The 23,838-nt window shown below is 74.3% G+C and carries 23 protein-coding genes and 1 other RNA gene; 11 read left to right on the top strand and 13 right to left on the bottom strand.

Features of this window, described 5'->3' with window-relative positions; genetic code table 11:
* On the top strand, window positions 1–465 hold a 465-nt coding region (locus tag ACERUJ_RS01755; protein WP_370246711.1), incomplete at its 5' end, for an alpha-E domain-containing protein.
* Window positions 465–1,304 carry a transglutaminase N-terminal domain-containing protein gene (locus ACERUJ_RS01750; RefSeq protein ID WP_370246710.1) on the top strand — a complete coding sequence of 280 codons (840 nt, stop codon included), beginning with the start codon at window positions 465–467 and terminating at the stop codon, window positions 1,302–1,304. The genes ACERUJ_RS01755 and ACERUJ_RS01750, both read left to right, overlap by 1 nt.
* Here ACERUJ_RS01750 and ACERUJ_RS01745 read toward each other — a convergent pair.
* Window positions 1,288–1,737 (bottom strand): M48 family metallopeptidase, encoded by a 450-nt coding sequence (locus ACERUJ_RS01745; RefSeq protein WP_300388680.1) that lies wholly within the window; start codon window positions 1,735–1,737, stop codon window positions 1,288–1,290. The genes ACERUJ_RS01750 and ACERUJ_RS01745 overlap by 17 nt on opposite strands.
* Window positions 1,738–1,808: 71 nt before the next feature.
* Here ACERUJ_RS01745 and rnpB point away from each other — a divergent pair.
* An RNA gene (gene rnpB, locus ACERUJ_RS01740) (RNase P RNA component class A) lies at window positions 1,809–2,208 on the top strand.
* Between the two features lie 105 nt (window positions 2,209–2,313).
* On the opposite strand, the gene ACERUJ_RS01735 is transcribed toward rnpB, so the two are convergent.
* Entirely contained in the window at window positions 2,314–3,741 is a 1,428-nt protein-coding gene (locus ACERUJ_RS01735; protein ID WP_370246709.1) for an RNB domain-containing ribonuclease, read from the bottom strand.
* A gap of 21 nt (window positions 3,742–3,762) precedes the next feature.
* Between ACERUJ_RS01735 and yaaA the strand changes: the two genes are divergently transcribed.
* Window positions 3,763–4,542: a peroxide stress protein YaaA gene (gene yaaA, locus ACERUJ_RS01730; protein ID WP_370037813.1), complete on the top strand. Its 780-nt coding sequence runs from the start codon at window positions 3,763–3,765 to the stop codon at window positions 4,540–4,542.
* Window positions 4,543–4,575: 33 nt separating this feature from the next.
* Here yaaA and ACERUJ_RS01725 read toward each other — a convergent pair whose 3' ends face one another.
* The 3 genes from ACERUJ_RS01725 to ACERUJ_RS01715 all read right to left on the bottom strand — a co-directional run bounded on the left by ACERUJ_RS01725 (window position 4,576) and on the right by ACERUJ_RS01715 (window position 7,303).
* Window positions 4,576–5,334 (bottom strand): histidine phosphatase family protein, encoded by a 759-nt coding sequence (locus ACERUJ_RS01725; RefSeq protein WP_370246708.1) that lies wholly within the window; start codon window positions 5,332–5,334, stop codon window positions 4,576–4,578.
* Window positions 5,335–5,392: 58 nt separating this feature from the next.
* Window positions 5,393–6,571: an acyl-CoA dehydrogenase family protein gene (locus tag ACERUJ_RS01720; protein WP_370246707.1), complete on the bottom strand. Its 1,179-nt coding sequence runs from the start codon at window positions 6,569–6,571 to the stop codon at window positions 5,393–5,395.
* A 144-nt stretch (window positions 6,572–6,715) separates the two neighbouring features.
* Window positions 6,716–7,303 (bottom strand): TetR/AcrR family transcriptional regulator, encoded by a 588-nt coding sequence (locus ACERUJ_RS01715; RefSeq protein ID WP_370246706.1) that lies wholly within the window; start codon window positions 7,301–7,303, stop codon window positions 6,716–6,718.
* Between the two features lie 147 nt (window positions 7,304–7,450).
* Between ACERUJ_RS01715 and ACERUJ_RS01710 the strand changes: the two genes are divergently transcribed.
* A complete protein-coding gene (locus ACERUJ_RS01710) occupies window positions 7,451–8,017 on the top strand; it encodes a TetR/AcrR family transcriptional regulator (protein ID WP_370246705.1) in 567 nt (188 codons plus the stop codon).
* Window positions 8,018–8,057: 40 nt separating this feature from the next.
* Here the strand turns inward: ACERUJ_RS01710 and ACERUJ_RS01705 are convergent, their stop codons facing one another.
* Window positions 8,058–8,741 carry a heme oxygenase (biliverdin-producing) gene (locus ACERUJ_RS01705; RefSeq protein ID WP_370246704.1) on the bottom strand — a complete coding sequence of 228 codons (684 nt, stop codon included), beginning with the start codon at window positions 8,739–8,741 and terminating at the stop codon, window positions 8,058–8,060.
* 80 nt (window positions 8,742–8,821) lie between these two features.
* On the opposite strand from ACERUJ_RS01705, the gene ACERUJ_RS01700 reads away from it, so the two are divergent.
* The gene (locus ACERUJ_RS01700) at window positions 8,822–9,454 is read left to right on the top strand and encodes a hypothetical protein (RefSeq protein WP_370246703.1); all 633 of its coding nucleotides are present in this window, start codon (window positions 8,822–8,824) and stop codon (window positions 9,452–9,454) included.
* Between the two features lie 97 nt (window positions 9,455–9,551).
* Entirely contained in the window at window positions 9,552–10,547 is a 996-nt protein-coding gene (locus tag ACERUJ_RS01695) for an esterase/lipase family protein (protein WP_370246702.1), read from the top strand.
* A 207-nt stretch (window positions 10,548–10,754) separates the two neighbouring features.
* Here ACERUJ_RS01695 and ACERUJ_RS01690 read toward each other — a convergent pair whose 3' ends face one another.
* The 6 genes from ACERUJ_RS01690 to ACERUJ_RS01665 form a co-directional block, all read right to left on the bottom strand.
* On the bottom strand, window positions 10,755–12,227 hold the full coding sequence (locus ACERUJ_RS01690) for a PepSY-associated TM helix domain-containing protein (RefSeq protein ID WP_370246701.1): 1,473 nt from the start codon (window positions 12,225–12,227) through the stop codon (window positions 10,755–10,757).
* An 11-nt stretch (window positions 12,228–12,238) separates the two neighbouring features.
* Window positions 12,239–13,021 carry a plastocyanin/azurin family copper-binding protein gene (locus ACERUJ_RS01685; RefSeq protein WP_370246700.1) on the bottom strand — a complete coding sequence of 261 codons (783 nt, stop codon included), beginning with the start codon at window positions 13,019–13,021 and terminating at the stop codon, window positions 12,239–12,241.
* A gap of 125 nt (window positions 13,022–13,146) precedes the next feature.
* A complete protein-coding gene (locus ACERUJ_RS01680; RefSeq protein ID WP_370246699.1) occupies window positions 13,147–14,100 on the bottom strand; it encodes a plastocyanin/azurin family copper-binding protein in 954 nt (317 codons plus the stop codon).
* Window positions 14,101–14,215: 115 nt separating this feature from the next.
* Window positions 14,216–15,613: a copper resistance CopC/CopD family protein gene (locus ACERUJ_RS01675; protein WP_370246698.1), complete on the bottom strand. Its 1,398-nt coding sequence runs from the start codon at window positions 15,611–15,613 to the stop codon at window positions 14,216–14,218.
* 1 nt (window position 15,614) lies between these two features.
* Entirely contained in the window at window positions 15,615–16,283 is a 669-nt protein-coding gene (locus tag ACERUJ_RS01670) for a hypothetical protein (RefSeq protein ID WP_370246697.1), read from the bottom strand.
* Between the two features lie 283 nt (window positions 16,284–16,566).
* A complete protein-coding gene (locus ACERUJ_RS01665; protein ID WP_370246696.1) occupies window positions 16,567–18,126 on the bottom strand; it encodes an MFS transporter in 1,560 nt (519 codons plus the stop codon).
* Window positions 18,127–18,440: 314 nt separating this feature from the next.
* Between ACERUJ_RS01665 and ACERUJ_RS01660 the strand changes: the two genes are divergently transcribed.
* Window positions 18,441–18,788 carry a YciI family protein gene (locus ACERUJ_RS01660; RefSeq protein WP_370246695.1) on the top strand — a complete coding sequence of 116 codons (348 nt, stop codon included), beginning with the start codon at window positions 18,441–18,443 and terminating at the stop codon, window positions 18,786–18,788.
* Between the two features lie 26 nt (window positions 18,789–18,814).
* On the top strand, window positions 18,815–20,131 hold the full coding sequence (locus ACERUJ_RS01655) for an RNA polymerase sigma factor (protein WP_370246694.1): 1,317 nt from the start codon (window positions 18,815–18,817) through the stop codon (window positions 20,129–20,131).
* 148 nt (window positions 20,132–20,279) lie between these two features.
* Here ACERUJ_RS01655 and ACERUJ_RS01650 read toward each other — a convergent pair whose 3' ends face one another.
* A complete protein-coding gene (locus ACERUJ_RS01650; protein ID WP_370246693.1) occupies window positions 20,280–21,284 on the bottom strand; it encodes a TauD/TfdA dioxygenase family protein in 1,005 nt (334 codons plus the stop codon).
* A gap of 117 nt (window positions 21,285–21,401) precedes the next feature.
* Between ACERUJ_RS01650 and ACERUJ_RS01645 the strand changes: the two genes are divergently transcribed.
* Window positions 21,402–23,189, top strand: coding sequence for a CapA family protein (locus ACERUJ_RS01645; RefSeq protein ID WP_370246692.1), 1,788 nt, complete (start codon window positions 21,402–21,404; stop codon window positions 23,187–23,189).
* A gap of 145 nt (window positions 23,190–23,334) precedes the next feature.
* Window positions 23,335–23,757 carry a DoxX family protein gene (locus ACERUJ_RS01640; protein WP_370246691.1) on the top strand — a complete coding sequence of 141 codons (423 nt, stop codon included), beginning with the start codon at window positions 23,335–23,337 and terminating at the stop codon, window positions 23,755–23,757.
* Window positions 23,758–23,838: the final 81 nt, after the last annotated feature.

Genomic DNA, 23,838 nt, shown 5'->3' with positions numbered 1-23,838 from the left:
CTGGGCCGCTGCGTCGAGCGGGCCGACATGACCTCGCGACTGGTCGCGACCGCGTCGCTCAGCGCCGGCAGCGACGCCCCGTGGACGACCACGCTGCGCGCCTGCGGTGCCCACGAGGCGTTCCTCCGCACCTACCGCGGCCTGGAGACCGAGCGGGGCGCCGCGGAGTTCCTCATGCTCGACCGGCTCTTCCCGCGCTCGGTGGTCTTCTCCCTCAACCGGGCCGAGCAGTGCCTGGTCAACCTGGAGTCCTCCGACCCGCGTGCCGGCTTCCAGAACGAGGCCCAGCGGCTGCTGGGCCGGATGCGCGCGGAGCTGGAGTACCGCTCGCTGTCGGAGCTGATGACCGACCTGCCCACCGAGATGGAGCGCCTGCAGCGCACCTGCGCGCTGGCGACCGAGGCCGTGACCCGTCGCTACTTCGCCGGGGCCGAGGCCATGAGCTGGACCGGGGTGACCCACTGATGCAGCTGCGGATCAACCACACCACCACCTTCACCTACGACGGGAAGGCCACCGCCTCCTACAACCAGGCGCGGCTGACCCCGGTCACCACGAGCGAGCAGATCGTCGTGCACAGCCGGGTCGAGGTCTCCCCCAAGCCGTGGTTCTACGAGTACCGCGACTACTTCGGCGCCGTCGTCACCGCCTTCGAGGTCGTCGACCCCCACGACGCCCTCGTCGTCGCGGCCACCTCGACGGTCCAGACGCACCGGGCTCCGCTGGCCGAGCCCACGCTCACCTGGGCCGACATGGGCACCCGCGAGGTCGCCGACCGGTGGACCGAGGACCTCGTGCTCCCCGTCCTGGTGACCCCGCCGCACGACTTCGCCACCCGGGTCAAGCAGCTGGCCGCCGACGCCGACCTGCCCGGCCAGGCCGCGCGGGCGGTCTGCGCGTTGGTCCACGACCAGGTCGAGCACCTGCCCCGCTCCGAGCACGCGCAGTCCCACGCCGCCGAGGCCTGGCAGCAGCGCGCCGGGGTCTGCCAGGACGTCGTGCACCTGGTCATCGGCGGGCTGCGCTCGATCGGCATCCCCGCGCGGTTCGTCGCGGGCTACCGCCACCCCGACGCCGACCCGGCCATCGGCACCCCCGTCCCGAGCGAGGCGCACGCCTGGGTCGAGTGGTGGGACGACGGCTGGACGGCGTACGACCCGACCTGCGACGCCGCCCCCGACGACCGCTACGTCTCGATCGGCGCCGGGCGCGACCACGACGACGTACCGCCGCTGCGCGGGATCTACTCCGGTGCCTCGACAGCAGACATGAGGGTCGAGGTCGACGTCACGCGTCTGGCGTGAGGCTGTCGTCGGGGCGCTGACCGGTCTCCACCAGCCGGCGCTCGACGCGCAGCACCGCGACCTCGTGGTCGACCTCGCCGCTCATCGCGGCGGCCAGCCGCAGGTGCGGCAGCGCCTCCTCGAGGCGGTGCTGGCGCTCCAGGCTCCGGCCGAGGGCGTGCCGCGCCCAGACGTCGTCCGGGGCGTCCTCGACGAGCACCCGCAGGTCCTCCTCGGCGCGCTGCAGCTGCGCGCGCTGGAGGAACGCCCAGGCCCGCAGCGAGCGCAGCCCGGTGTTGCCCGGGTCCTCGGTGAGCGCGGGCTCGAGCACCTCCAGCGCCTCCCGAGGGGCGCTGGAGCTCAGCAGCTGGTGGGCCGTGCGGTACGCCGACGCCGGCTGGTGCAGCGCCGGGACCGACACGGGCGGGACCCGGACGGAGTGGTGCTCGCTCATGCCCCGTCAACGTCCGGGGCACCGCCCGGATTCCCTGACGGCCGCCTCCTCGCTACCCTGCATCCTGCGGATGGGCCGGCCGGGCGACCGCGTCGCACTCCTCGTGGGTGCGCCGAGGAAGGTCCGGGCTCCACAGGGCGAGGTGGTGGGTAACACCCACCCGGGGCAACCTGCGGGACAGTGCCACAGAGAACAGACAGCCGCCCCTCTCGAGCGATCGGGAGGGACGGTGATGGTGAAACGGTGGTGTAAGAGACCACCAGCGGCCGGGGTGACCCGGTCGGCTCGGCAAACCCCACCTGGAGCAAGGTCAAGAAGTCACTTCGGTGGCGCGTGTGCGTCCGAGGGCTGCCCGCCCGAGCACACGGGTAGATCGCTGGAGGTCGTCGGCAACGGCGACCGTAGATGGATGGTCGCCCCCGGACCCGTGAGGGCGAGGGACAGAACCCGGCCTACAGGTCGGCCCATCCGCACTGCTCCCCCGGGCACCCCGCCTCGCGAGGTGTCCGGGCCGAGCGCCCACCAGGGGGGGTGAGAGGGCGCCCGACCCGGACAGGGTGAATCATGCCCGGTCGGTCACGCCGGTGTGAAACGAACGCGCCTGTCGTCGACGTCGGCCTCGACGAGCTCCACCTGGATCTCCTCGCCCAGCGGCAGCGGGGCCTCTCCCTCGATGCGCGCCTCGACCGCCGGTCCGGCCACCACGACCTGCCCGCGGTGCGGCTTCTTCTCGTCGACCTCGACGACCACGCCGGTCATCACCTCGCCGACCCGGTCGCGCAGCACGCCGGCCTCGACGAGGTCCAGGATCCCGCGCTCGTACGCCGACGCGACCCGTCCGGAGCGGCGCATCGTCGCCGGGAGCTCCGGGAGGGCCGCGCGGACCCAGTCGGGCACCGGGTCGCCGGCGCACAGGGCGACGCACACCTCGGAGGCGTAGCGGTCCACCAGGCGCCGCAGCGGCGCGGTGACGTGGGCGTACTCCGCGGCGAGCGCGGCGTGCAGGGGCTGCTCGGGCAGCTCGCCGTCGAAGGCGGTGTAGCCGCTGCCGCGCAGCAGCCGGGTGCAGGCGACGACCATCGCGGCGTGCTCGGGTCGGGTGGGGTCGAGGCTGCGCACGAAGTCGGGGTAGAGCAGCTCGGCGGGCCACTCGATGCCCAGCGCCCGGGCCGTGCGGTGCAGGCGCTGCACGTCGCGGGGGTCGGCGGGCGGCAGCGTGCGCAGCACGCCGACCCGGCCGTAGACCATCATCGCGGCCGCGGCGTAGCCGGTGAGCAGCGAGACCTGGGCGTTCCAGTCCTCCACGGGTAGCCGGGCGCGGTGCTCGAGGTGCCAGCGGCCGCCGTCCACCACGACCTCCTGCTCGGGGATCGGCAGCGAGACACCCCCGCGAGCGGCCTCGCGGGCCAGCCGGAGCGGGCCGACCTCCGCGAGGCGGGCCAGCGTCTCGGGCCCCTCGCCGGCGTCGACGCGGCGCTGGGCCTCCTCGTAGGTCAGCTGCTCGCGGCTGCGCACCAGCGCCCGCCGCACGTCGGCGTCCACCCGCTCCCCGTCGGGACCGAGCCGGATCGTCCACAGCAGCGCCGGGCGCACCCGGTCCGGCAGCAGCGACGCGGCGTCCTCGCTGATCACGGGCGGGTGCAGCGGCACCTTCCCCTCAGCACCGTAGAGCGTCTCGCCACGGCGGTTGGCCTCGACGTCGACCGGGTCCCCCGGGCTGACGAAGGCCGCGACGTCGGCGATGGCGTAGTGCACGACCCAGCCGTCGCCGTCACGGGCGACGTGCAGGGCCTGGTCGAGGTCCTGCGCCCCCTCGGGGTCGATGGTCACGAAGGGCAGGTCGGTGCGGTCCAGCTCCGGCAGCCGGGGGGCCTGCGCCGCGCGCGCCGCCGCCTCCTCGGCCTCGGCCGGGAAGGCCGGGGTCACCTCGAGCTCGGTCTGCAACCGGCGTACCTCCTCGCGCAGGAGGCTGGCCGGGACCCGCAGGACGGGGTGGGAGGTCATGCAGGCACCATAGCCAGCACCATGCTGATCCTCCTGCCGCCCAGCGAGGGCAAGACCGCACCCCGCCGGGGCAAGCCGCTCGACCTGGCCGCCCTCACCTGCCCCGAGCTCACCGACGCCAGGCGCGCGGTGATCGACGCGCTCGTCGACCTGTGCTCCGGCGACGTCGCGAAGGCCGCGGAGCTCCTCGAGGTCGGCGCCACCCAGCACGACCTGGTGGCGCTGAACGCCGCTCTCGCCGACGCCCCCACGGCGCGCGCGGACGCGGTCTACAGCGGCGTGGTCTACGACGCGCTCGACGCGCCCACGCTCTCCACCGCCGCCCGCCGCCGCGCCTCGTCCCGGCTCGCGGTGACCTCCAGCGTCTTCGGCGTGGTGCGTCCCGGCGACCGGATCCCCGCCTACCGCCTCTCGGGAGGTACGACGCTGCCGGGCCTCGGGTCGGTGGCCGGCCACTGGCGCGCCCACCTCGACCCGGCCATGACCGACCTGCTCGGCGGCGGGCTGCTGGTCGACCTGCGCTCAGCCGCCTACGCCGCCTTCTGGCGCCCGGGGCCGGAGCTGGCGTCGCGGGTGGCGACGGTCCGCGTGCTGCACGAGGTGGGCGGGAAGCGGAAGGTCGTCTCCCACTTCAACAAGGCCACCAAGGGCCGCATCACCCGCGCCCTGCTCGAGGACGGCGCCAACCCCGGCTCCCCCACCCGTCTCGCGGAGGCGCTGCGCGACCTGGGCTGGATGGTCGAGGTCGGCGAGCCGACCACCAAGGGCACGCAGCTCGACGTGGTGGTCGAGGAGCTCTGAGGCTCCTGCCTGTCGCGGGTCCTGTCGCGGGTCCTACCAGCGACCGGGGTCCAGCGTCGCGCCATTTCCGGGCGGCAGGGTGTTGTAGAGCCGCATCGAGCCACGCACCCCGCCGGGCACCTTGTCGTCGGGGTAGAACGACACGACGCTGACCGAGGCCGGCGAGAGCTCCATCCGGAAGACCGCGTCCAGCGGGGCGCCCATGGTGTGGGCCACCAGCGTCTTGATGGGCGTGACGTGGGAGACGACGACGACGGTGCGTCCGGGGTGCTGCTCGAGCACCCGGTCCAGCCCGCCGAGCACGCGCCTCTCGACCTCCCGGAAGGACTCACCGCCCGGCGGTGGCACGTCCAGCGAGCCCAGCCAGGCGTCGAGGCCCTCGGGGTCCTGCTCGGCGACCTCGGCGAACGTCAGGCCGTCCCAGTCGCCGAACTCCATCTCTGCGAACCCCGGCTCCACCTCGACCGGCAGCCCGAGCGCGTCCGCGACGACCTCCGCGGTCTCGCGGGTGCGGCGCACGGGCGAGGCGACCACGGTGTCGACGCGGTCACCGAGGCCGGCCAGCCAGTCGGCGGCCGCGCGGGCCTGTGCCAGGCCCTCCTCGCTCAGCGGCGGGTTGTCGCCGCCCAGACCGCCGGAGAACTTCTTCGCCGCTGTGTGCTTCGTGACACCGTGGCGGACCAGCACCAGCGTCGTCGGGGCGCCGGTGGGCGGCGACCAGCCGCGGTGACCGGCCTGGTCCTGCTCGCGGTCGGTGCGCGCGGCACCCGGGGACTCGATCTCCTCGATCACCGACTCCTCGTCGGCTGCCCCGTCGGCTGCCCCGTCGGCTGCACGGTCGGGGCCGTGCTCATGCGCCGTGACCGTTCAGGATCCGGCGGGTGGCCCGCTTGGCGATCGACCAGCGGTGCACCTCCGAGGGACCGTCGTAGATGCGGAAGGGCCGGATCTCGCGCGCGATCCGAGCGATGGGGTACTCGTTGGTGACGCCGAGGCCTCCGCACAGCTGGGTGGCGCGGTCGGCCACCCGGTGCAGCGCCTCGGCGGCGAAGGTCTTGGTGATCGAGGTCGACTCCGAGGCCCGCCCGCCGGCGTCGAGCTCGCGGCACGCCTCGAGCAGCAGCGCACGCGTGGCGGCGAGGTCGATCTCGTTGTCGGCGATCAGCTGCTGGGCCATCCCGAGGTCGGCGAGCCGACCGCCGAACGCCTCCCGCTCGGCGGCGTAGCGCACCGCGACCTCGTGGGCCCGGCGGGCGGCGCCGCTCCAGCGCATCACGTGGGTCATCCGGGCCGGGCCGAGCCGCACCTGGGCGTAGCGGAACCCCTCGTCGACGCCGCCGAGCACCTCGTCGTCGGCCACCTCGACGTCGGTGTAGGTCATCTCGCAGTGGCCGCCGAGCATCGAGCGGTCGGTGGTGTGCAGGTGCCGGTCGACCGTGACGCCGGGACGGTCGGCGGGCACGAGGAACATCGTGGCGCCGCCGGCCTGACCGACCTCGCCCCGGGTGCGGGCCATGGTGATGTACATCTGCGCGCCGTCGGCGCCGGTGATGAAGCGCTTGCGCCCGTTGATCCGCCAGCCGCCGTCGATCCGCGTGGCGGTGGTGGTGAGCATCGACGGGTCGGAGCCGGCGCCGGGGAAGGGTTCGGTCATCGCGAAGGCGGTGCGGATCTCACCGGCCACCAGCGGACGCAGCCAGCGCTCCCGCTGCGCCGGGGAGGCGACGTGGTCGAGCAGGTGGATGTTGCCCTCGTCGGGGGCGTTGATGTTGAGCGCCATCGGCCCGAACAGGCCGAACCCGGCGGCCTCGAACACCGGGATGCGGTCCACCATGCCGAGGCCCAGGCCGCCGAGGTCGCGCGGTCCGTGGGGCGAGAGGACGCCGGCCTCCCGGGCCGCCTGCTGGAGCTGCTCGCGCAGCGCGGCCCCGCCGGCCGCCTCGACGTCGCCGTCGAACTCGTCCTCGATGGGCAGCACCACCTCGCGCACCAGGGTGCGCGTGCGCGCCACGATCTCCTCGACGTCCATGGTCTCCTCCAACCCGACCGAGCGATCGCTCGGTTCGACCTCAGGGTGCCACCCCGGGATCGCCGGGGTCAACGCCGCAGGGGTGCCGGTGGTGCGACGGGAGACGGCGACCTGGGAACGACGACCCGGGAACGACGACCGGGGTCAGCGGCGGTCGAGGACGAGGGCCCGGGCCAGGGCGCACTGCCGGGCGATCACTGCCTCGGGCGTGCCCGGGCCGTCGGGGCGGTACCAGGTGGCGACCCCGATCGCGAGCACCGAGATGGCGCGGGCCGCCTCCTGCGGCGCCGGGGTGGCGAACAGGCCGGCGGCGACGCCGTCGGCCACGGCGGCGTCGATCATCCGCTGCACCTCGTCGCGCTGACCCACCACCTCCGCGCGGTGCTCGGGGGTGAGCGAGCGCAGCTCGCTGGAGGCGACGAACGACTCCGCGCCGTGACGCAGGTGGAAGCCGACCAGCGAGGCCACGAGGGCGTCGAACCGCGCGCCGGCGTCGGCCGGGGCGGCGTCGAGCGCCTCCTGCAGCCGCGCGGTGAGCGTGCCCATGGTCCGCACCATGAGGACCCGCAGGATCTCCTGCTTGCTCGGGTAGTGGTGGTAGACCCCGGGCACCGAGAGCCCCGCGCCGGCGGCGAGGTCGCGGATGCTCGTGCCGTGGTAGCCCTGGGCCGCGAAGGCCGTGAGGGCCGCCGCGAGCACCCGGGAGGCCGGCGTCGCGTCGTCCTCGCTCACGGGCCGCGACTCTAGCCCCCCGCACGCATCCTCCTCATGCGGTCGGGTGAGTGCGCCCGCGAGTCCTCCCGCCGTCACCGGGAGCGACGTACGATGTCGCGCACCGCCGTCGAGCACACCTGTTCACCCGCCGCCCCCGAGGATCCCGTGTCCGCTCTCCCCCAGACGCCCGAGCTGAAGCGTCGCTTCTACGACGCCGCCCTCGCCCTGCTGGCCGAGGAGGGCTACGGCGCCCTCAAGCAGCGGGCGCTCGTGGCGCGGATGGGCCTCACCACGGGGGCGTTCTTCCACTCCTTCGGCAACTGGCGCGAGTTCGTGCAGCTACTGCTGGAGTACTGGCGCGCCGACCAGACCCTGCGCATCCGCGACCTCGTGGAGAGCCTCGACTCCCCCGACTGGCAGGTCGAGACGCTGCTGCGCGCGGCCGTGGACCTGCCCCACGAGGCCGAGGGGGCGCTGCGCGCCTGGGGCGGGGCCGACCCCGACGTGCAGCGCGTGGTCACCCAGGTGGACGCCGAGCGGCTCGCCACCGTGGCCTTCGCCTTCACCGCCCTCACCCGCGACGCCGTGCTCAGCGACCGGCTCGCCCGCACCGCGATGTGGGTGCTGATCGGCTTCGAGCAGTCCCCCGCCACCCGCGATCCCGACACCCTGGAGTTCGCGCTGCGCGCCATCCAGCTGCAGCTGCTCGACGCCGCCGGTCAGACCACCTGACCGCGCCCTGACCACCGGACCCGCCCGACGCAGCAGGCCCTCAGCAGGAAGTGAGCTCACCGAGCTCGGCGAACAGGCGCTGGTTGAGCCCGAACGCCACACCGACCTCGGCCACGACCTCGGCGCGCGCGGTGTCGTGCCACGAGGCGCCGAGCGCGTCGAGCCGCGCCCGGTAGGCGTCCTTGTAGGGCTTGGGCCGCGGCACGTCGTCGAAGGCGTAGAAGGCCACGCCGCGCCCGTCGGGCAGGTCGTGCTGCCGGGCGAGCACACGGCCGATGGCCTGCCCCCCGGAGAGGTCGCCGAGGTAGCGGGTGTAGTGGTGGGCCACGAACCGCGCGCCGGCGGGCGCGGCACCGACCGGCGCGACGCTCGCCCGGATGCGCGCGGCGTAGGCCGCGGCCACCGGGGAGTGGCTGGGCGCCCCGCCGGACCCCGGTCCGGCGTCGGGGACCGCGCCCCAGTGGGCGAGGTCGGCGTCGAGCGCGGCCAGCCGCTCGACGGCGGGATCGCGCACCGCGGCCACCCCGGGCAGGTCGGCGTGGGCGGCGGCGGTGTCCTCCAGCGCCGCGTAGACGACGCGCAGCCGGCGCAGGTAGGCGACGTAGCCGGCCACCGGCAGCTCCCCGGCCACCAGGCGGGCCATGAACGGCGAGCCCTCGGCCTCGCGGTGGGCGGCGGCCGAGCCCTCCCGCATCGCGACGGACAGCGGCGCGGCAGCGGACATGCGGCTCACGCTAACCCGGACGACGCCCACCGCACCGCACGCACCCCCCGGGTGGGCGCGACGTGGGGCAGGCTGGTGCCGTGAGCGAGGAGCGGGTGGCGGATCGGCTGGCGCGGTGGCTGGGCGAGCTGGGACTGGTCGAGTACCTGGAGGAGGCGGGGCTGCTGCGCCTGATGCGCGGTCACGACGGCGCCGCCCACTGGAGCCGGCCGGCCACCGGCGAGCCGATGGGCGAGGGCGAGCTGGCCGACCTCGAGCGGCAGCTGCGCTCCCACGGCGAGGACCCCGCGCACGGCGTCCCCGTGGCCCTGCTGCAGGCGGCGCGGCTGGCCCGGGTGCGCCGCACGCTGCTCGACTCCGCGTGGTTCACCTACGACTCCCTGGCCGACGCCCGCGGCGCCACCGAGCAGGCCACCCGGTTCGCCGTCACGCGCGCGGTCAACGAGCGGCGCCTGCTCGCGGTGCCCACCGACCTGGCCACCCTCATCCCCGCCTTCCAGCTCGACGCCGCCGCCGAGCCGCGCGCCGACCTCGCCGACGTCCTCGACCCGCTGCTCGCACATCGCGCCGATCCCTGGCGGATCTGGGGCTGGCTCACCCAGCCGGCCGGGCTGCTGAGCGGGGAGATCCCGGAACAGGTGGCCGCCGACCCCGCGCGACACGGCGAGGCGGTGACCGCCGCACGACTCGTCGCAGGGCGGCTGCCCCGCTGAGCGGAAGACCGCCCCGTGGAGTGGGAGTCTTCCCGTTGAGTGAACAGTAGTGCACTATGTGGTCAGCACCACTCCCCCCACACTCTCGGAGGTCCCCGTGCCGCTGCACGCCCCCACCCCCGCACGGCCAGCTCCGGTCCGCGCCGCGCTCGCCCTCCTCACCGCACTCGCCGCCGTCGTCGCCCTGCTGGGCACCACCGGCGCGGCGCCCGCCCGGGCCGCCGACGGCGACCTCCCGGTGCCCTACGGCTTCATCCCCGCCGCGCTGCTCGCCGGCGTGCCGCCGGACCAGAACCCGCCGGGCGCCAACGACTGGAACTGCCGCCCGAGCGCCGCGCACCCCCGGCCGGTCGTGCTCGTGCACGGCATCGTGGGCAACCGCGCCACCAACTGGCCCACCTACGCCCCGCTGCTGAAGAACAACGGCTACTGCGTCTTCTCCCTCACCTACGGCCAGTACTACCCCTTCCCGCTGAACCAGTTCGGCGGCCTGGGCGACATCCGGGCCAGCGCGCAGGAGCTGAAGGTCTTCGTCGACCGCGTGCTCACCGCGACCGGCGCCAGCGAGGTCGACCTCGTCGGCCACTCCGAGGGCACGGTCATGCCCGGCTACTACCTCAAGTTCCTCGGGGGCGCGGCGGTCGTGAAGCGCCACGTCTCGATCGCCCCGCTGTGGAAGGGCACCGACACCCTCGGCGGTGCCACGCTGGCCCGCCTCGGCCAGCCCTTCGGCCTCTCGGCGCCCGTGCTCGGCCTCATCGGCGCCGGCGCGCCGTCGGTGCCGCAGCTGCTCGCGGGCAGTGAGTACTTCGCCGAGCTGCGCAGCGGCGGCAGCCCCTTCGTGCCCGGCGTGGAGTACACCAACATCGTCACGAAGTACGACGGCGTGGTGACGCCCTACACCTCGGGCATCGAGGACGGCGCCACCAACATCACGATCCAGGACCTGTGCCCGACCGACTTCAGCGACCACCTGCAGATCGTGTCCGACCCGGTCACGGCCCGCGTGGTGCTCAACGCCCTCGACCCCGCGAACGCCCAGCCGGTGCGCTGCCGCGTCGTGCTGCCGCTGGTCGGCGGCCTGCTCGGCTGAACGCGACCCCAACCACCGCACCCAGCGCACCCACCACCTCCACGACCCGAGCGGCGGGCCCCCGACCTCCGCTCGTGGGGACGGCGTCGTCCGTGCTCCGACGACGCCGCCCCCACCTGGCCGCCCTCCCCCTGTGAGCGGCCGACGGCGCTCCGCGACGGTCCACCGCCGCGGGGCGCCGTCCTCGTTCCGGCCCTGTTCCGGCCCTCAGTCCACGACGTCGAAGTAGCCGGCGAGCGCGGGGATGCGCCGCAGCACCAGCTGGTCGATCGCGAGCACCGCGATCAGGGAGATCCCGAAGAGCGGGAGCACCACCCCCAACACGACCAGACCGATGGCCAGCAGGGGGCTGGAGCGCACCGGGAGTCGCCCGCGGGGCGCCCCGAGCCGAGCCCCGCCCGAGGGCCGACGTCGCCACCACATCAGGGGACCGGTGACGCACAGGAAGATCAGCAGCAGGCACGCGGCGGCCGCGCCCCAGAACGACCACAGCCCCAGGCTGCGACCCTCGTGGAGCCCGATGCCCTGACTGACCACCTGGGCCAGCAGGGGATAGTCCGCGAAGCCGTACTCCCCGACGACCGCGCCGCTGTAGCGGTCGACGTGCACGGTGCGCTCCTGCGCGGGGTCGTGGAAGGCGTAGCCGATGACCGAGAAGACGCCGGCGTCGTCGTCCGCGAACGGCAGGGCGACCGTGAGGGGATGCGCCAGACCGGCCCGGTCGGCCACCGCGATCGCGGTGTCGAGATCCGCGACGCTCGCGCCGTCGCCGGCCCGGTGGGGCGGGGTCGAGCGGGACACCGGCGACTCCTGCTGGCCCCAGGGCACCTCGACACGGTGGGCGTGCGGGAGGGACTCGTCCAGGGTCGAGGTGGGATCGCTGATCGCGCCCGGGTCCTGGCTCCACATCGAGGAACCCTCGGCGGTGGCCAGGTGCTGCACCCGGTCACCCCACACCCCCGTCCACGGGAGTCCGGTGACCAGCAGACCGAGGAGCGCCACTCCGACCACGGCCCCGACCACGGCGTGGCGGCTGCGGGTGCCCGACCCGGGCCGCCCCTTCTCCCAGGCCCGGCGGCGTGCGGCTCGACCGCGCCAGAAGAGGTAGTACCCGGTGAGCGCCATCACGATGGCCCAGCACGCTCCGAGCTCGACCAGGTGCTCCCCCCAGCGCCCCGACATCAGGTCGCCGTGCAGGCGGATCGCCATCCCCGACACGGTCCGGGTCGGGTCGAGGTCGCCGAGCACCTCACCGCGGTAGGGATCGACGAAGACGTCGACGGCGCTCCCGTCGGGGAGCATCACCGAGAACCGGGAGGGGTCGTCGGCGTCGGTCGGCTCGGTGAAGGAGAGCAGCGTGACACCGGGGTAGGACTCCTCGACGGCGGCGGCCTGGGCCGTCGCCGGCACCACCGCCGCCTCCTCACCCGCGGCCGACGGCGCGGCGACCCGCATCAGGCCCGGGTGCAGGAGCGGCTCGAGCTGGAACCGGAACAGGTACACCAGACCGGTCGCGGCCAGGACCAGCACGATCGGCAGCACCAGCGCACTGGCGAAGAAGTGCCACCGCCAGGCGGCACGGAACAGGCCTGCGCTGCGCGTTCCCGCACGGCCCGGACGTCCCGGACGGCGTGGCGCGTCACCGGTGGCACCGCCCTGCGGCTGGAGGGTCTGACTCATCGCGCCACTCCTCAGCCCGCGACCGGCAGGTCGACCCGGGTGTCGCTGTCGTCGGGCACGGGGGCCGCGTCCTCGGGCCCGGGCCCCGGCAGCTGGGGCGCGGGAGGCGCGGCGGAGAGCAGGAGCAGGCAGAACACGACCACGGCGATCGCCATCCCCGCCACCAGCAGCAGGGGGCTCAGCGAGGGATCGAGTCCGGTCGGCGCCGCGACGACCGGCGCCGGCGTCGTCGCCGCGGCCGACGTCGCCGCAGCCTCCTCGGCGGCCCGCTGGGCGGCGCGCGCCTCCCGCGCCGCCGCGCGGGCCTCGCGCGGGCTCACCGCGGCGGGCGCCGGCGCGACCGCATCGGGCGCCGCCTGGTCCACCGGCGCCGGTGCCGGAGCCGTCTCCGGCACGGGTGCCGGGGCGGCCACAGGGGCGGCGGCGACCGAGACGGCCGCCCGCATGTCGGGGTGGATGCTGCAGAGGTAGGAGTAGTCCCCGGCGGTGTCGAAGGTGTGGCTCCAGCTGTCGCCCTTCTCCAGCATCGGGGAGGTGAAGGTCGCCGGTCCGGCCGTCACGGTGACGTCGTGCGGAGCGTCGTCGAGGTTGGTCCAGGTGACGGTGTCGCCCTGGTCGATGCGCAGGTCGGGCATCGCGTAGGCGTAGTTCTTGATGTCGACATGGTGGTGGCCCTCGCCGGAGGCCGAGGCGGGGCTGAGGCTCCAGCCCAGCAGGGCGGTGAGCGACACCAGCGTGCCGGCGACCAGACGGAGGAGCAGGCCCGAGGGCGGGCGGTGGGAACGGACGGTCATGGCGCTGCCTTTCCGGCGAAGCGGGGACGGGGGAGGATCCGAGGTGCGGGGGCCCGGTGTGAGCGGGCCCCCGCACCTGCTGGTCGGCCTGTCCGACGACGTCGTCGACCGGCCTCGGGAGGCGATCAGCAGTTGCTCTCCAGCCACGGCTCGACCATGTTCTCGACCAGGATCGTGTGGGTCAGGGTGTACTGGTCGACGTCGCTGAGCTCCTTGACCTGACCGAAAGGCGAGGTCTCGAGGTGACCGCCGTACAGGTGCACCAGGAACGTGTCGAGGCTGGTGTTGCCGGCGCCGAGGATCGGCTCGAGCATGTTCTGCACGAGGATCGTGTGGGTCTGGGTGTACTTGTCGACGTCGAGCAGCTCGCGCACCTGCTGGAACGGCGAGGTCTGCAGGTGGCCGCCCTCGACGTGGGTCATGAAGACGTCCAGCGACTCACGCACCCCCGTGCACTCCTCCGGCGTCGGCGCGCCGGCCGTGGGCTCGGTGGACGGCTCCGGCTCCGGGGCGGTCTCCGGCTCCGTGGACCCCCCGTGGCCGGAGTGCCCGGCGGGCTCCTCCGCCGGCGCGTCGGTCGGCTCCTCGGCGGGCTCGCTCGGCCCCGACGGCGCCGCGGGGGCGTCGTCGCCGACCACCGTCACCTTGGCCACCATGTCGGGGTGCACGGCGCAGTAGTACTCGTAGACGCCGGCCTGGGTGAAGGTGAAGCTGAACTCGTCGCCCTGCGCCATCGTGCCGGAGTCGAAGGACTCCGGACCCGAGGTGACGGTCACGGTGTGGGGGGCGGAGTCCTCGTTGATCCACGTGACGGTCTGTCCGACCTTCACGGTGAGGTTCGCCTTGTCGTAGGCGTAGTTCTTGATCCTGACCACGACCGGCGCGGCCTTGGCGCTGGCCACCGGGGCCGCCGGCGCCGCCGCGGGGGTCGTGAGGCCGGCCTGGGCCGAGCTGGACTGGCCGAGCTGGCTGAGGGCGAACACCGACGTCGCGGCAGCCGCGACCAGCGCGGCGCTGAGGGCGAGACGTCGCTGGGGAGGTCGGGTGGAGGTGGGTCCGGATGCGGGAGCCTGGGACATGACGGGTGATGCCTTTCGTGAGGTGCTGCACGGTTCTTCAGGTGCAGCGGGATCGCGCCGATGACGCGACGGCCCGGCGTCGTTGCCGGAGTGGACGAACAGGTGGTGACGGGGATCAGAGCCCGGGGCTGGAGGTCACCAACGTCGAGGCGGCGGCGAGGACCGCGACGGCGAGGGCGGCCTCGGCGTACACGGACACCGAGAAGGACCGCACCGCGCCGGCGCGCCCGAGGGTGACCGCCTCGTCGAGTCGGCGGTCGACCCAGCGCTTGCTCGCCATCGCGGCCGCTATGACCGCGCCGAACGCCACCAGCTTGAGGAGCAGGGTGCGGGCGTAGTCGGTGCCCCAGAAGCCGGGGATGGGCAGGGCGATCTGGTAGAGCATGATCAGACCGGAGGCCACGATCGCGAGCACCGAGACCATCGCGAGCTGCGAGTACCGGGGCACGACCGCGGCGAGCACCGGGAGGTCGCGGCGCGGCAGCAGTGCGATCGCCATGGCGAGCAGTCCCCCCAGCCACACGCTGATGCCGGCCACGTGGAGGAAGTCCGCGGTGGAGCCGAGCCACCCGATCTCGGTCTGCGGGGCGTGGGCGCGCATCCCCGTGACACGGATCATGCCGACGGCCACGACCAGGGCACCGACGCGCCAGGCCGTGCTGCGCACGGCCGTGGCGCCGTCGCGGAGCACGCCGACCAGGACCACGAGCGCCAGGGCCCAGAGCAGCACCAGCGTGGTCGAGACCCGGGCGTAGTCGCTGAGGAGGACCTGCGCGGTGGACTGGCTGTCCGGCGCGCGGGCGAGGTCGACGGCGACCGAGCCGAGGGCGGCGAGTACTCCGACCACGACCGTCGCGCCGAGGAGCAGCCGCATGCGCCGCTCCTGGGCACCGGCGGGCCACAGCAGGGCGACGAACGCGAGGCCGCCGAGGAAGCCCGCGGTCGCGAGGTACCCCGCGACCCGCGAGACCCGGGTCCAGCGGTCGAGGGCCGCGAGGTCGGCGCCCGCGTCGGAGACGGCGGCCGCCGCGGCGTCGCGCTCGTCGTCGAGGGCCGCGACGGCGGCGGGCCCGACGCCGAAGGTGACGGTCCCGGTGGTCTCGTGGCCGTCCTCGCCGTCGATGAGCATCCACATCAGCGACACCTCGCCGGCGGGATCGAGCCGGGTCGGGTCGATCTGACGCAGGTCGAGCTGCACGGTGGTCGGGTCGCCCGGCTTGATGCGCTGCGGCACGACCTCGCCGCCCTGGGTCACGGTGACCTCGCGCATCGTGACGGGCCGACCGAAGGTGAGGGCGGCGAATCGCGGCATCTCCGCCAGCGCCGACCCGTTCGCGGGCCGCGAGCCCTCAAGGTCGACGTGGGCCTGGGCGGGGGCGCTGCCCGGACCCACCGCGAGCACGGCGAGCAGCGCGAGCAGGACGCAGAGGAGCGTCGTCAGGACACGGAGGGTGCGCGTGCGGGACGTCCGCGTGCGGGGGTGGGGACGGGGCGAGCGGATCGGACCCGACATCTCAGCAGCCCCTCTCACCGACGGTGGGGCCCACGACGTCCTTCACCAGCACGGTGTGGGCTTTGACGTAGTCGTCGACGGCGAGCAGGTCGGTGACCTGCTGGAACGGCGACGTCTCGAGGTGGGCGGCGTAGAGGTGGCGCAGCAGGACGTCGAGGTCGCTGTCGAGGGCGCGCGCGATCGGGTCGAGCATCGAGTCGACCAGGGTCGTGTGGGTCAGGGTGTACTGGTCGACGTCGAGCAGCTCGCGCACCTGGTCCAGGGGCGAGGTCTGCAGGTGGCCGGCCTCGAGGTGCGTGAGCAGGCGCGAGGCGGCGATCCGCACGCCGACGCAGGTGTCGTCACGCGCCACGAGCGGCGGCATCACGACGTCCGGGGCGGACGGCGACTCGGGCTCGGGGGCGTGGTCGTGCTCGGTCGGCGCCGGCGTCGTCGGCACCGTCGGTGTCGGCGTCCGGGGGATGCCCGCCGGAGCGGAGACGACCGGGACCGGCACGGTCGCGGGAGCGACCTGCACCGGAGCGGCGGGGGCGCTGGCCACCGGGGCGGCCGGTGGGGACACTACCTGCGCGGCGACGGGCACCGAGAGCCCCCAGCCGGAGGCGTAGCCGAGCAGGACCGTCGCCGCGCCGCACAGGGCGGCGGACGTGGCGGCCTGGACCCGGGTCATCGGCGGTCGGGACGCGATGTCGGGAGGAACGGGAGCGGTCATGGTGTGGCCTTCGGAACGGGAGCGGCGGTACCGAGAACTCTGCAAGTCGGGATCCGGACCGCGATTTCCCGACCGCTACATCGCCGTCACTTTGTCCTCACGGCCTCACCACACCCCGAGGGAGAGGTCCGACATCCGGTGTTCACACAGGTGAACGCGACGACGCCCGCGTCGCCGTCGCGAGAACGCGACGGTGACGCGGGCGTGACAACCCGGCTGCGGGGACCTGGCGCGAGGGCGGTCAGACCCCGGCGCGGGCCATCTCGGCCCGGGGGCGCAGGTAGCAGAACCACGTGACCGCGAGGCACACGACGTAGAACCCGAGGAAGATCACGAAGGCCTGCCGGGTGGCGGCCACCGGATCGGTCACCCAGGGCGCGGAGAACGTGATGGGGATCAGGAACCCGCCGATCGCCCCGATGGCGCCGGCGATCCCGATGACGGCCGAGGACTCGCGGGTGGCGCGGACCTCCGCGTCGGCCCGCTCCGGCGTGCCGAGCGGCGCGACCGCCGCGGCCTTGGCGCGGAAGATCGACGGGATCATCCGGTAGGTCGACCCGTTCCCGAGGCCGCTGGCGGCGAAGACGATGAGGAACGCCGCGAGGAACCAGGGGAAGACGTGCTCGTTGGCGGCCACGGCGTCCCGGACGGCGTCGGGGTAGGTGAAGGTCGCCGGGTCCGGAGGTGCGGCCCCCGGCGCCGGCCGCGGGACCGGGGTCAGCGCGGACAGCGAGACCAGGACCAGGACGACCCCCAGGATCATCCCCAGGAACGAGGCCAACGTGACGACGGCACCGCCGAGCCGGTCGGCGACCATCCCGCCCAACGGACGCACCAGCGAACCGACCAGAGCTCCGAGGAAGCCGTAGAAGGCGAAGTTGATGCCGATGCCCGGGATCGAGGGCACCGGCTGATTGAAGAAGTTGATCTTGATCAGCAACGGCATCGCGGCCGAGAAGCCGATGAAGGAGCCGAAGGTGCCGATGTAGAGGAACGACATCACCCAGGTGTGCCCGTGGCGCAGCGCCGACAGCTGCTGGCGGGGGCGGCTCGAGGCGACCGCCAGGTTGTCCATGAACAACCACGCGCACACCGCAGCGGCGACCGCCAGCGCGGCGTAGAGGAATCCGGCGCGCGGCAGCATCAGGCCGGCCTCGCTCGCCTTGACCAGGCCGAACGCTCCGGTGCCGCCGACGATGATCGGGAAGAAGAACTGGATCACCGCGACCCCGAGGTTGCCCCCGGCGGCGTTGAGCCCGAGCGCAGTGCCCTTGAGGTGGGCGGGGTAGAAGAAGTTGATGCTCGCCATCGACGAGGCGAAGTTGCCGCCCCCGACGCCCGCGGTGGCCGCGATCAGCAGGAACATCCAGTAGGGCGTGGTCGGGTCCTGCACGGCCCAGGCGAACAGCAGGGTCGGCACCACCAGCAGCCCCGCGCTGAGGACCGCCCAGTTGCGCCCCCCGAAGCGGGGGACGGCGAAGGTGTACGGGAGCCGCAGCAGGGAGCCTACGAGGTTGGGCAGCGCCACCAGCCAGAACAGCTGCTGGGGCGTGAACGCGAAGCCGACCTTGGACAGCGTGGCGGCCGCGGCGCTCCACATCAGCCACACCGAGAACCCGAGGTGCTCCCCGAGGATCGAGAACACCAAGTTGCGGCGGGCCACCTGCTTGCCGCCGGCGGCCCAGTAGGCCGGGTTCTCCGGGTCCCAGTCGTCGATCCAGCGCCCGGTGCGTCGCCCCGAACGGCGTGCGCCACGCGGGGGGACGGTCTCGGGATCGATGATCCTCACTTCGATGGCCATGGCGCCCTGCCTGCTGCTCCGGCGGTCGACACGTCGTGACCGCGATGGCTGGCGACGCTAGGCAGCGGGTGTTGCCGCCACCGGCGCCGCCGGGTTCGGCGTCGGTAACCGCTCCCTCACGACCTCACGGGGTGCTCCGCCGCGGGGCGCCGTCCTCGTTCCGGGCCCCGGCCCTCACCCCGGCCCTCACCCCGGTCTAGACCGGAAGGGTGAACTGTCGACCGATTCGGGGGCCTGATGTCCTCCCCCGACATCCGGCGTCGTCATCATCACGAGGACGCCCACCGGGGCGGCCCGGAACCCAGGAGAACGACATGACCATGTACGCCGCCATCATCTACTCCGCCGACGTCGACTACAGCGCTCCCGAGCACGCCGAGGAGATGGCCGAGTACGGCGCCTTCAGCATGGCCGCCGCCCACGCCATCCGCGGCGGCGCCGCCCTGTTCCCGACGGCCACCGCGACCACGGTGCGCGCCTCGGGCAAGGGCGGGGAGATCGTCACCAGCGACGGGCCCTACGCCGAGACCAAGGAGGCCCTCACCGGCTTCTTCCTGCTCGAGGCCGACGACCTCGACGCCGCGATCGCGCTCGCCGCGCAGATCCCGGCGGCGTGGAACGGCGCGGTCGAGGTGCGGCCCGTCGTCCCGATGATGGGCTGACCGGACCGCACGAGGACCCCCTCCGCATGTCGCACGACGCCGCCGCACCGGGGCCCGAGGAGACCCTCGTGGCCCTGGTGCGCGACGCCGGTCGCGACGTGCTGGCGAGCCTGGCGCGCGAGGTCGGCGACCTCGCGCTGGCCGAGGACGCCGTGCAGGACGCCGTCCTGCGCGCGCTCGACCGCTGGCCCGTCGACGGCGTGCCCGACCGACCCGCGGCGTGGCTGCGGGTGGTGGCGCGCAACCGTGCCCGCGACCTGGTGCGGGCGGAGTCCCGCCGGGAGGCGCGGGAGGAGCGGGCCCACCGCGAGGACCTCGTGACGGGCCGGCACTCCGCGGCACCGGCCCACGACCAGGAGGACCCGATGTCCTCGTCGTACCCGGGCCACTTCCCCGAGGGCCCCGACGAGATCCCGCCCGAGGTGCTGCACGACGACCTGCTGCGGCTGCTGTTCACCTGCTGCCACCCGAGCCTCGCGCCGGCGAGCCAGGTCGCGTTGGCCCTGCGTACCCTGTGCGGCCTGAGCGAGGAGGAGATCGCCCGGGCGCTGCTCAGCACCCCCGACGCCGTGGCGAAGCGGCTGGTGCGCACCCGGCAGAAGATCCGCGCCGCCGGCATCCCGTACAAGGTGCCCTCGGAGGCCGAGCTGCCCCAGCGCTGGGCGGCCGTGCTCACCACCGTCTACCTGCTGCTCAACGAGGGCTACAGCGCCACCGCCGGCCCCGACCTGGTGCGGCCCGCCCTGCTGGAGCAGGCCCTGCGACTGGCGGGACTGCTCCACGCCCTGCGCCCCGACGACGTCGGCGCATGCGCGCTGCTGGCCCTGGGCCTGCTGCAGGACTCGCGCCGGGCCGAGCGGCTGGACGACGACGGCGTCCCGAAGCTGCTGGCCGACCAGGACCGCAGCCGCTGGGACCGGGCCGCGATCCGCGCCGGCAGCGAGCTGGTGACCGCCGGCCTGCGGCTGAGCACCGCCGGCGCCCCGGTGGACCGCTACCTCGCCCAGGCCGCGATCGCCGCCTGCCACGCGCTGGCGCCGGACTACGCCGCCACCGACTGGGACGCGATCGTGTCGTGGTACGACGCGCTGCTGGTCACCGACCCCTCACCGGTGGTGGCCCTGAACCGGGCCGTCGCCCTCGCCGAGCGCGACGGCGCCGAGGCGGGGCTGACGGCGGTGCTCGCCGTGCCCGGCCTGGAGCGCTACCCGCTGTGGCACGCCACCCAGGCCGTCCTGCTGCGCCGGCTGGGCCGGGAGGAGGAGGCCGCACGCGCCGACGCCCGCGCCGCCGCGCTCCCCCTCCCCGAGCCCACGCGCCGCCTCCTCGACCCGGCCGGCTGAACGGCCTGCGGACCGGGCGGGTCACCGGCCGACGTCGCACCAAGCATCCGGCAGGCCGTTCCCGGCGTGTCGGGCTGCCGTCCGCTTGGTACGACGTCCCTGCGCCACCCCGCTATCAGTGAGTCGGGGGGATCAGGAGGTGGGCGGGTCAGCTGATGAGCGAGGCGAGCCGGGTGTAGACCGAGGAGTCGCCGCGCAGGACCCGGCTGCGGCGCCCGTCCAGCGCCACGGGGACGTCGCCGACCAGCGTCACTCGCCGCACCTCGCGCGGGTGGTGGTCGAAGTCGGCGACGGCGTAGTGCTGGGTGGCGCGGTTGTCCCAGATCGCGACGTCGCCCGGCGCCCAGGTCCAGCGCACGGTGTTCTCCAGCCGGGTGATCCGGGCCTGGAGCAGGCCGAAGATCGCGTGCGACTCGGCGGTGTTGAGGCCGCGGAAGCGCTGCACGAAGTGCCCCAGCAGCAGCGCGCGCTCGCCGGTCTCGGGGTGCACGTGCACCACCGGGTGCTCGGTCTCGTAGGGCACCGAGCGGAACTGGTCGCGGTCCAGCGCGTCACCTTGGGGGTCCTCGGCGTCCTCGGCGGTAGCGGCGTAGTCGTAGCGGTTGGTGTGCACCGCCCACAGGTCGTCCACGAGCGCCTGCAACGACGCCGGCAGGGCGGCGTAGGCGGCCGCCGTGTCGGCCCAGACCGTCGTGCCGCCGTAGGGCGGGATCGTGACGCCGCGCAGGATGCTGATGCTGGGCACACGGTCCACGAACGTGACGTCGGTGTGCCAGCTGTTGGCAGCCATCCCCTGGGTCGCGTGCAGGCTCAGCACGTGGGCGCTGCCGGTGTTCACGGTCGGGTGCGCGGTGGTGAGGTGCCCCAGGCGCTGGGCGAAGGCGACGTGGCCGTCGTCGTCGAGGTGCTCCTGGCCGCGCAGGAAGACGACCTTGTGGGTCAGCAGGGCCGCGCGCAGCTGCGCGACCACGTCGTCGGCGAGGTCGCCGCCCAGCCGGACGCCGTCGACGCGGGCGCCGATGCGACCGCCCAGCCGGACCACCACCGGCTCGGCGGGGGAGGCGGTGTGCCGCCCGATGGAGGGGCCGGTCGACGTGGTGCTGGTCGACGCGGTGCTGGTCGACGTGGTGCGGGACGAGGGGGCGAGCGTCATGGATCCTCCCGAGATCGAATATGAGTGACTCGATCGACTTTAACCCACCGAGGCGCCGCCACCCCGAAGGGTTTGACCGGTCGGGTGCACTGGAGGCACCACGGATCGGAGGACAGCGTGCTCGGACGCCTGCATCACGATCGCGCCCGCCGGCCCCTCGCGGGCGCCGTCGCGGCCGTCGCGCTCACCGGCTGCACCACGGCGGTCGACGACCGTCCCGCCACGACGCCCGACGAACGGCCGCTGCGCGCGGTGGCGGCGGCCGCCGCGCCACCGCCGGCGGCCGGCACCGTCCGCCTGGCGTTCGGCGGCGACGTGCACTTCGAGGGGCTGCTCGCCGACGACGCCCGCAGCCCGCGCGCCGACCTGGGCCCCTTCAGCGCCCAGCTGCGCGCCGCCGACCTGGCGGTCGTCAACCTCGAGACCGCCGTGCTCGCGCCCGGACGCCCCGGCGCGCCGGCCGCCAAGGAGCTGGAGGATCCCGGAGACCGCTACTGGTTCCGCACCGGCCCCGGAGCCCTCGACGTGCTGGCCCGTTCGGGCGTCGACGTCGCCTCCGTGGCCAACAACCACGGCGCCGACGCCGGACCGGCCGGCCTGCGCGGCACCCTCGACCTGCGGGAGGACTCCCCCGTCGCCCTGATCGGCGCGGGCACCGACCACCGCGACGCCTTCGCCCCGTACCGCACGACGATCCGCGGCCTCGACGTCGCCGTGCTCGCCGCCGACGCCTCCCCGCGCGAGAGCGCCGCACCGGTCTGGGCCGCGGTCCCCGGGTCCGGACCGGGCCTCGCGGCGGCCCGCGTGCCGCAGGCGCCCCAGCTGGTCGCCGCGGTGCGGACGGCCGCGGCCCGCGACGACGTCGTCGTGGTGTACCTGCACTGGGGCGAGGAGGGGGCCACCTGCCCCACCGGCGACCAGGAGCGGCTGGCCGCGACGCTCGCCGACGCCGGGGCCGACGTCGTCGTGGGGGCGCACGCGCACCGCATCCAGGGGTCGGGCCTGCTCGGGGAGGGTGCGGGCTCCACGTACATCCACTACGGCCTGGGCAACTTCGCCTGGTACCACGGGCTCGTGCCCGAGACCGGGCTGCTGCAGCTCGACGTCACCGCCGAGGGCGTCGTGCGCGAGCGGTGGCTGCCCGGCCGCACCCCGCTCGAGGGCGGCACGGCGCAGCCCCTGACCGGGGCGGAGCGGGCGGCCGCGCTCGCCGACACCCGTGCCCGCCGTGACTGCACCGACCTGCGCCCGGTGCCGACGCCCCCGCGGGAGCGGAGCGTCGCGCCGGACCGGCCCGCCGCACCCGCCCGGCCCGACTTCCGCGCGACGATCAGCCCGATGACGGCCACCTGGCGGGCCCGGATGGGCGCCAGCCACGACGAGGGGCGGTGCCCTGTCGGCTGGGACGACCTGCGGGCCGTCACCGTCTCCTACGTCGATTTCGCGGGGCAGGTGCGCCGCGGGCCGTTGGTGGTGAACCGCGACGTGGTCGAGGACGTCGTGAGCGTCTTCCGCACGCTCTACCGCGCCCGGTTCCCGATCGCCCGGATCCGGCTGGTGGACGCCTACGGCGCCGACGACGACGCCTCGATGGCGGCCAACAGCACCTCGGCCTACAACTGCCGCCGGGTGGCGGGCACCGACCTGTGGTCCTCCCACGCCTACGGCCGGGCGATCGACCTGAACCCGGTGCAGAACCCCTACGTGCTGCGCACCGCCGAGGGCGTGCGCGTGCTGCCGCGGGCGGGCGCGCGGTTCCTCGACCTGGACCGCAGCCGCCGCGACCTGCCGCCGGGGGTGATCGGCACCGACGGCGTCGTCGTGCGGGCCTTCGCCCGCATCGGCTGGGAGTGGGGCGGCGACTACGCCGACCCCGACTACCAGCACGTCGCCCTCGACCGCTGACCCTCCCGCCGCGACCGGGGGCCATCGGGGGCGCCGACACCCGCCGTGGTGCTGGCGCCGGCGGCCCGGAGGGGCCAGAGTGTTGACGAGCCACACTTCCCCGCGCCAAAGTGGTTGAACACTCAACTAGTAGCGAGGACCCCACATGGACTTCTTCGAGCTCGTCCAGTTCATCGGACGCGTCATGTTCGCCTTCCTCTTCGTCGGCTCCGCGATCGGCCACCTGACCCAGACCCAGGCGATGGCCGGCTACGCCGCCTCGCGCGGGGTCAAGAACGCGCCGCTGATGGTCCAGATCAGCGGCGTCGCGATGCTGGCCGGCGCCGTCTCGATCGTGCTCGGCATCTTCGCCGACATGGGCGCGCTCGGCCTGGCGATCCTGCTCATCGTCACCGCGGTGATGATGCACGCGTTCTGGAAGGAGACCGACCCGCAGGCCAAGCAGATGGAGATGATCGCCTTCAACAAGGACATCGCCCTGGCCGGCGCTGCGCTGTTCATGTGGTACGTGTTCCACTACGGCGGTTCGTGGACGATCACCGACCCGCTGTTCGGTCCCTCGTTCTGACCCACGTGGTCTCTCCGACGGGGCCGGTGCCGCGATGCGGCGCCGGCCCCGTCGGCGTCTCCGCCCCCGGAAGAGGGCCCG

Origin of the sequence: Nocardioides sp., from assembly GCF_964228225.1 — a bacterium.
In the GTDB taxonomy this organism is placed as follows: Bacteria; Actinomycetota; Actinomycetes; order Propionibacteriales; family Nocardioidaceae; genus Nocardioides.
Note: the sequence above shows the minus strand (reverse complement) of the source record. Positions and strands in the feature narration are given on the sequence as shown.

What these genes read in the sequence shown, in the direction of transcription:
- yaaA (WP_370037813.1), top strand. Translation starts at nt 3,763, where the DNA reads ATGCTGATCCTCCTGCCGCCCAGCGAGGGCAAGACCGCACCCCGCCGG.
- ACERUJ_RS01685 (WP_370246700.1), bottom strand. Translation starts at nt 13,021, where the DNA reads ATGACCGTCCGTTCCCACCGCCCGCCCTCGGGCCTGCTCCTCCGTCTG.
- ACERUJ_RS01640 (WP_370246691.1), top strand. Translation starts at nt 23,335, where the DNA reads ATGGACTTCTTCGAGCTCGTCCAGTTCATCGGACGCGTCATGTTCGCC.
- ACERUJ_RS01665 (WP_370246696.1), bottom strand. Translation starts at nt 18,126, where the DNA reads ATGGCCATCGAAGTGAGGATCATCGATCCCGAGACCGTCCCCCCGCGT.
- ACERUJ_RS01745 (WP_300388680.1), bottom strand. Translation starts at nt 1,737, where the DNA reads ATGAGCGAGCACCACTCCGTCCGGGTCCCGCCCGTGTCGGTCCCGGCG.
- ACERUJ_RS01660 (WP_370246695.1), top strand. Translation starts at nt 18,441, where the DNA reads ATGACCATGTACGCCGCCATCATCTACTCCGCCGACGTCGACTACAGC.
- ACERUJ_RS01670 (WP_370246697.1), bottom strand. Translation starts at nt 16,283, where the DNA reads ATGACCCGGGTCCAGGCCGCCACGTCCGCCGCCCTGTGCGGCGCGGCG.
- ACERUJ_RS01655 (WP_370246694.1), top strand. Translation starts at nt 18,815, where the DNA reads ATGTCGCACGACGCCGCCGCACCGGGGCCCGAGGAGACCCTCGTGGCC.
- ACERUJ_RS01650 (WP_370246693.1), bottom strand. Translation starts at nt 21,284, where the DNA reads ATGACGCTCGCCCCCTCGTCCCGCACCACGTCGACCAGCACCGCGTCG.
- ACERUJ_RS01690 (WP_370246701.1), bottom strand. Translation starts at nt 12,227, where the DNA reads ATGAGTCAGACCCTCCAGCCGCAGGGCGGTGCCACCGGTGACGCGCCA.
- ACERUJ_RS01735 (WP_370246709.1), bottom strand. Translation starts at nt 3,741, where the DNA reads ATGACCTCCCACCCCGTCCTGCGGGTCCCGGCCAGCCTCCTGCGCGAG.
- ACERUJ_RS01705 (WP_370246704.1), bottom strand. Translation starts at nt 8,741, where the DNA reads ATGTCCGCTGCCGCGCCGCTGTCCGTCGCGATGCGGGAGGGCTCGGCC.
- ACERUJ_RS01750 (WP_370246710.1), top strand. Translation starts at nt 465, where the DNA reads ATGCAGCTGCGGATCAACCACACCACCACCTTCACCTACGACGGGAAG.
- ACERUJ_RS01720 (WP_370246707.1), bottom strand. Translation starts at nt 6,571, where the DNA reads ATGGACGTCGAGGAGATCGTGGCGCGCACGCGCACCCTGGTGCGCGAG.
- ACERUJ_RS01680 (WP_370246699.1), bottom strand. Translation starts at nt 14,100, where the DNA reads ATGTCCCAGGCTCCCGCATCCGGACCCACCTCCACCCGACCTCCCCAG.
- ACERUJ_RS01675 (WP_370246698.1), bottom strand. Translation starts at nt 15,613, where the DNA reads ATGTCGGGTCCGATCCGCTCGCCCCGTCCCCACCCCCGCACGCGGACG.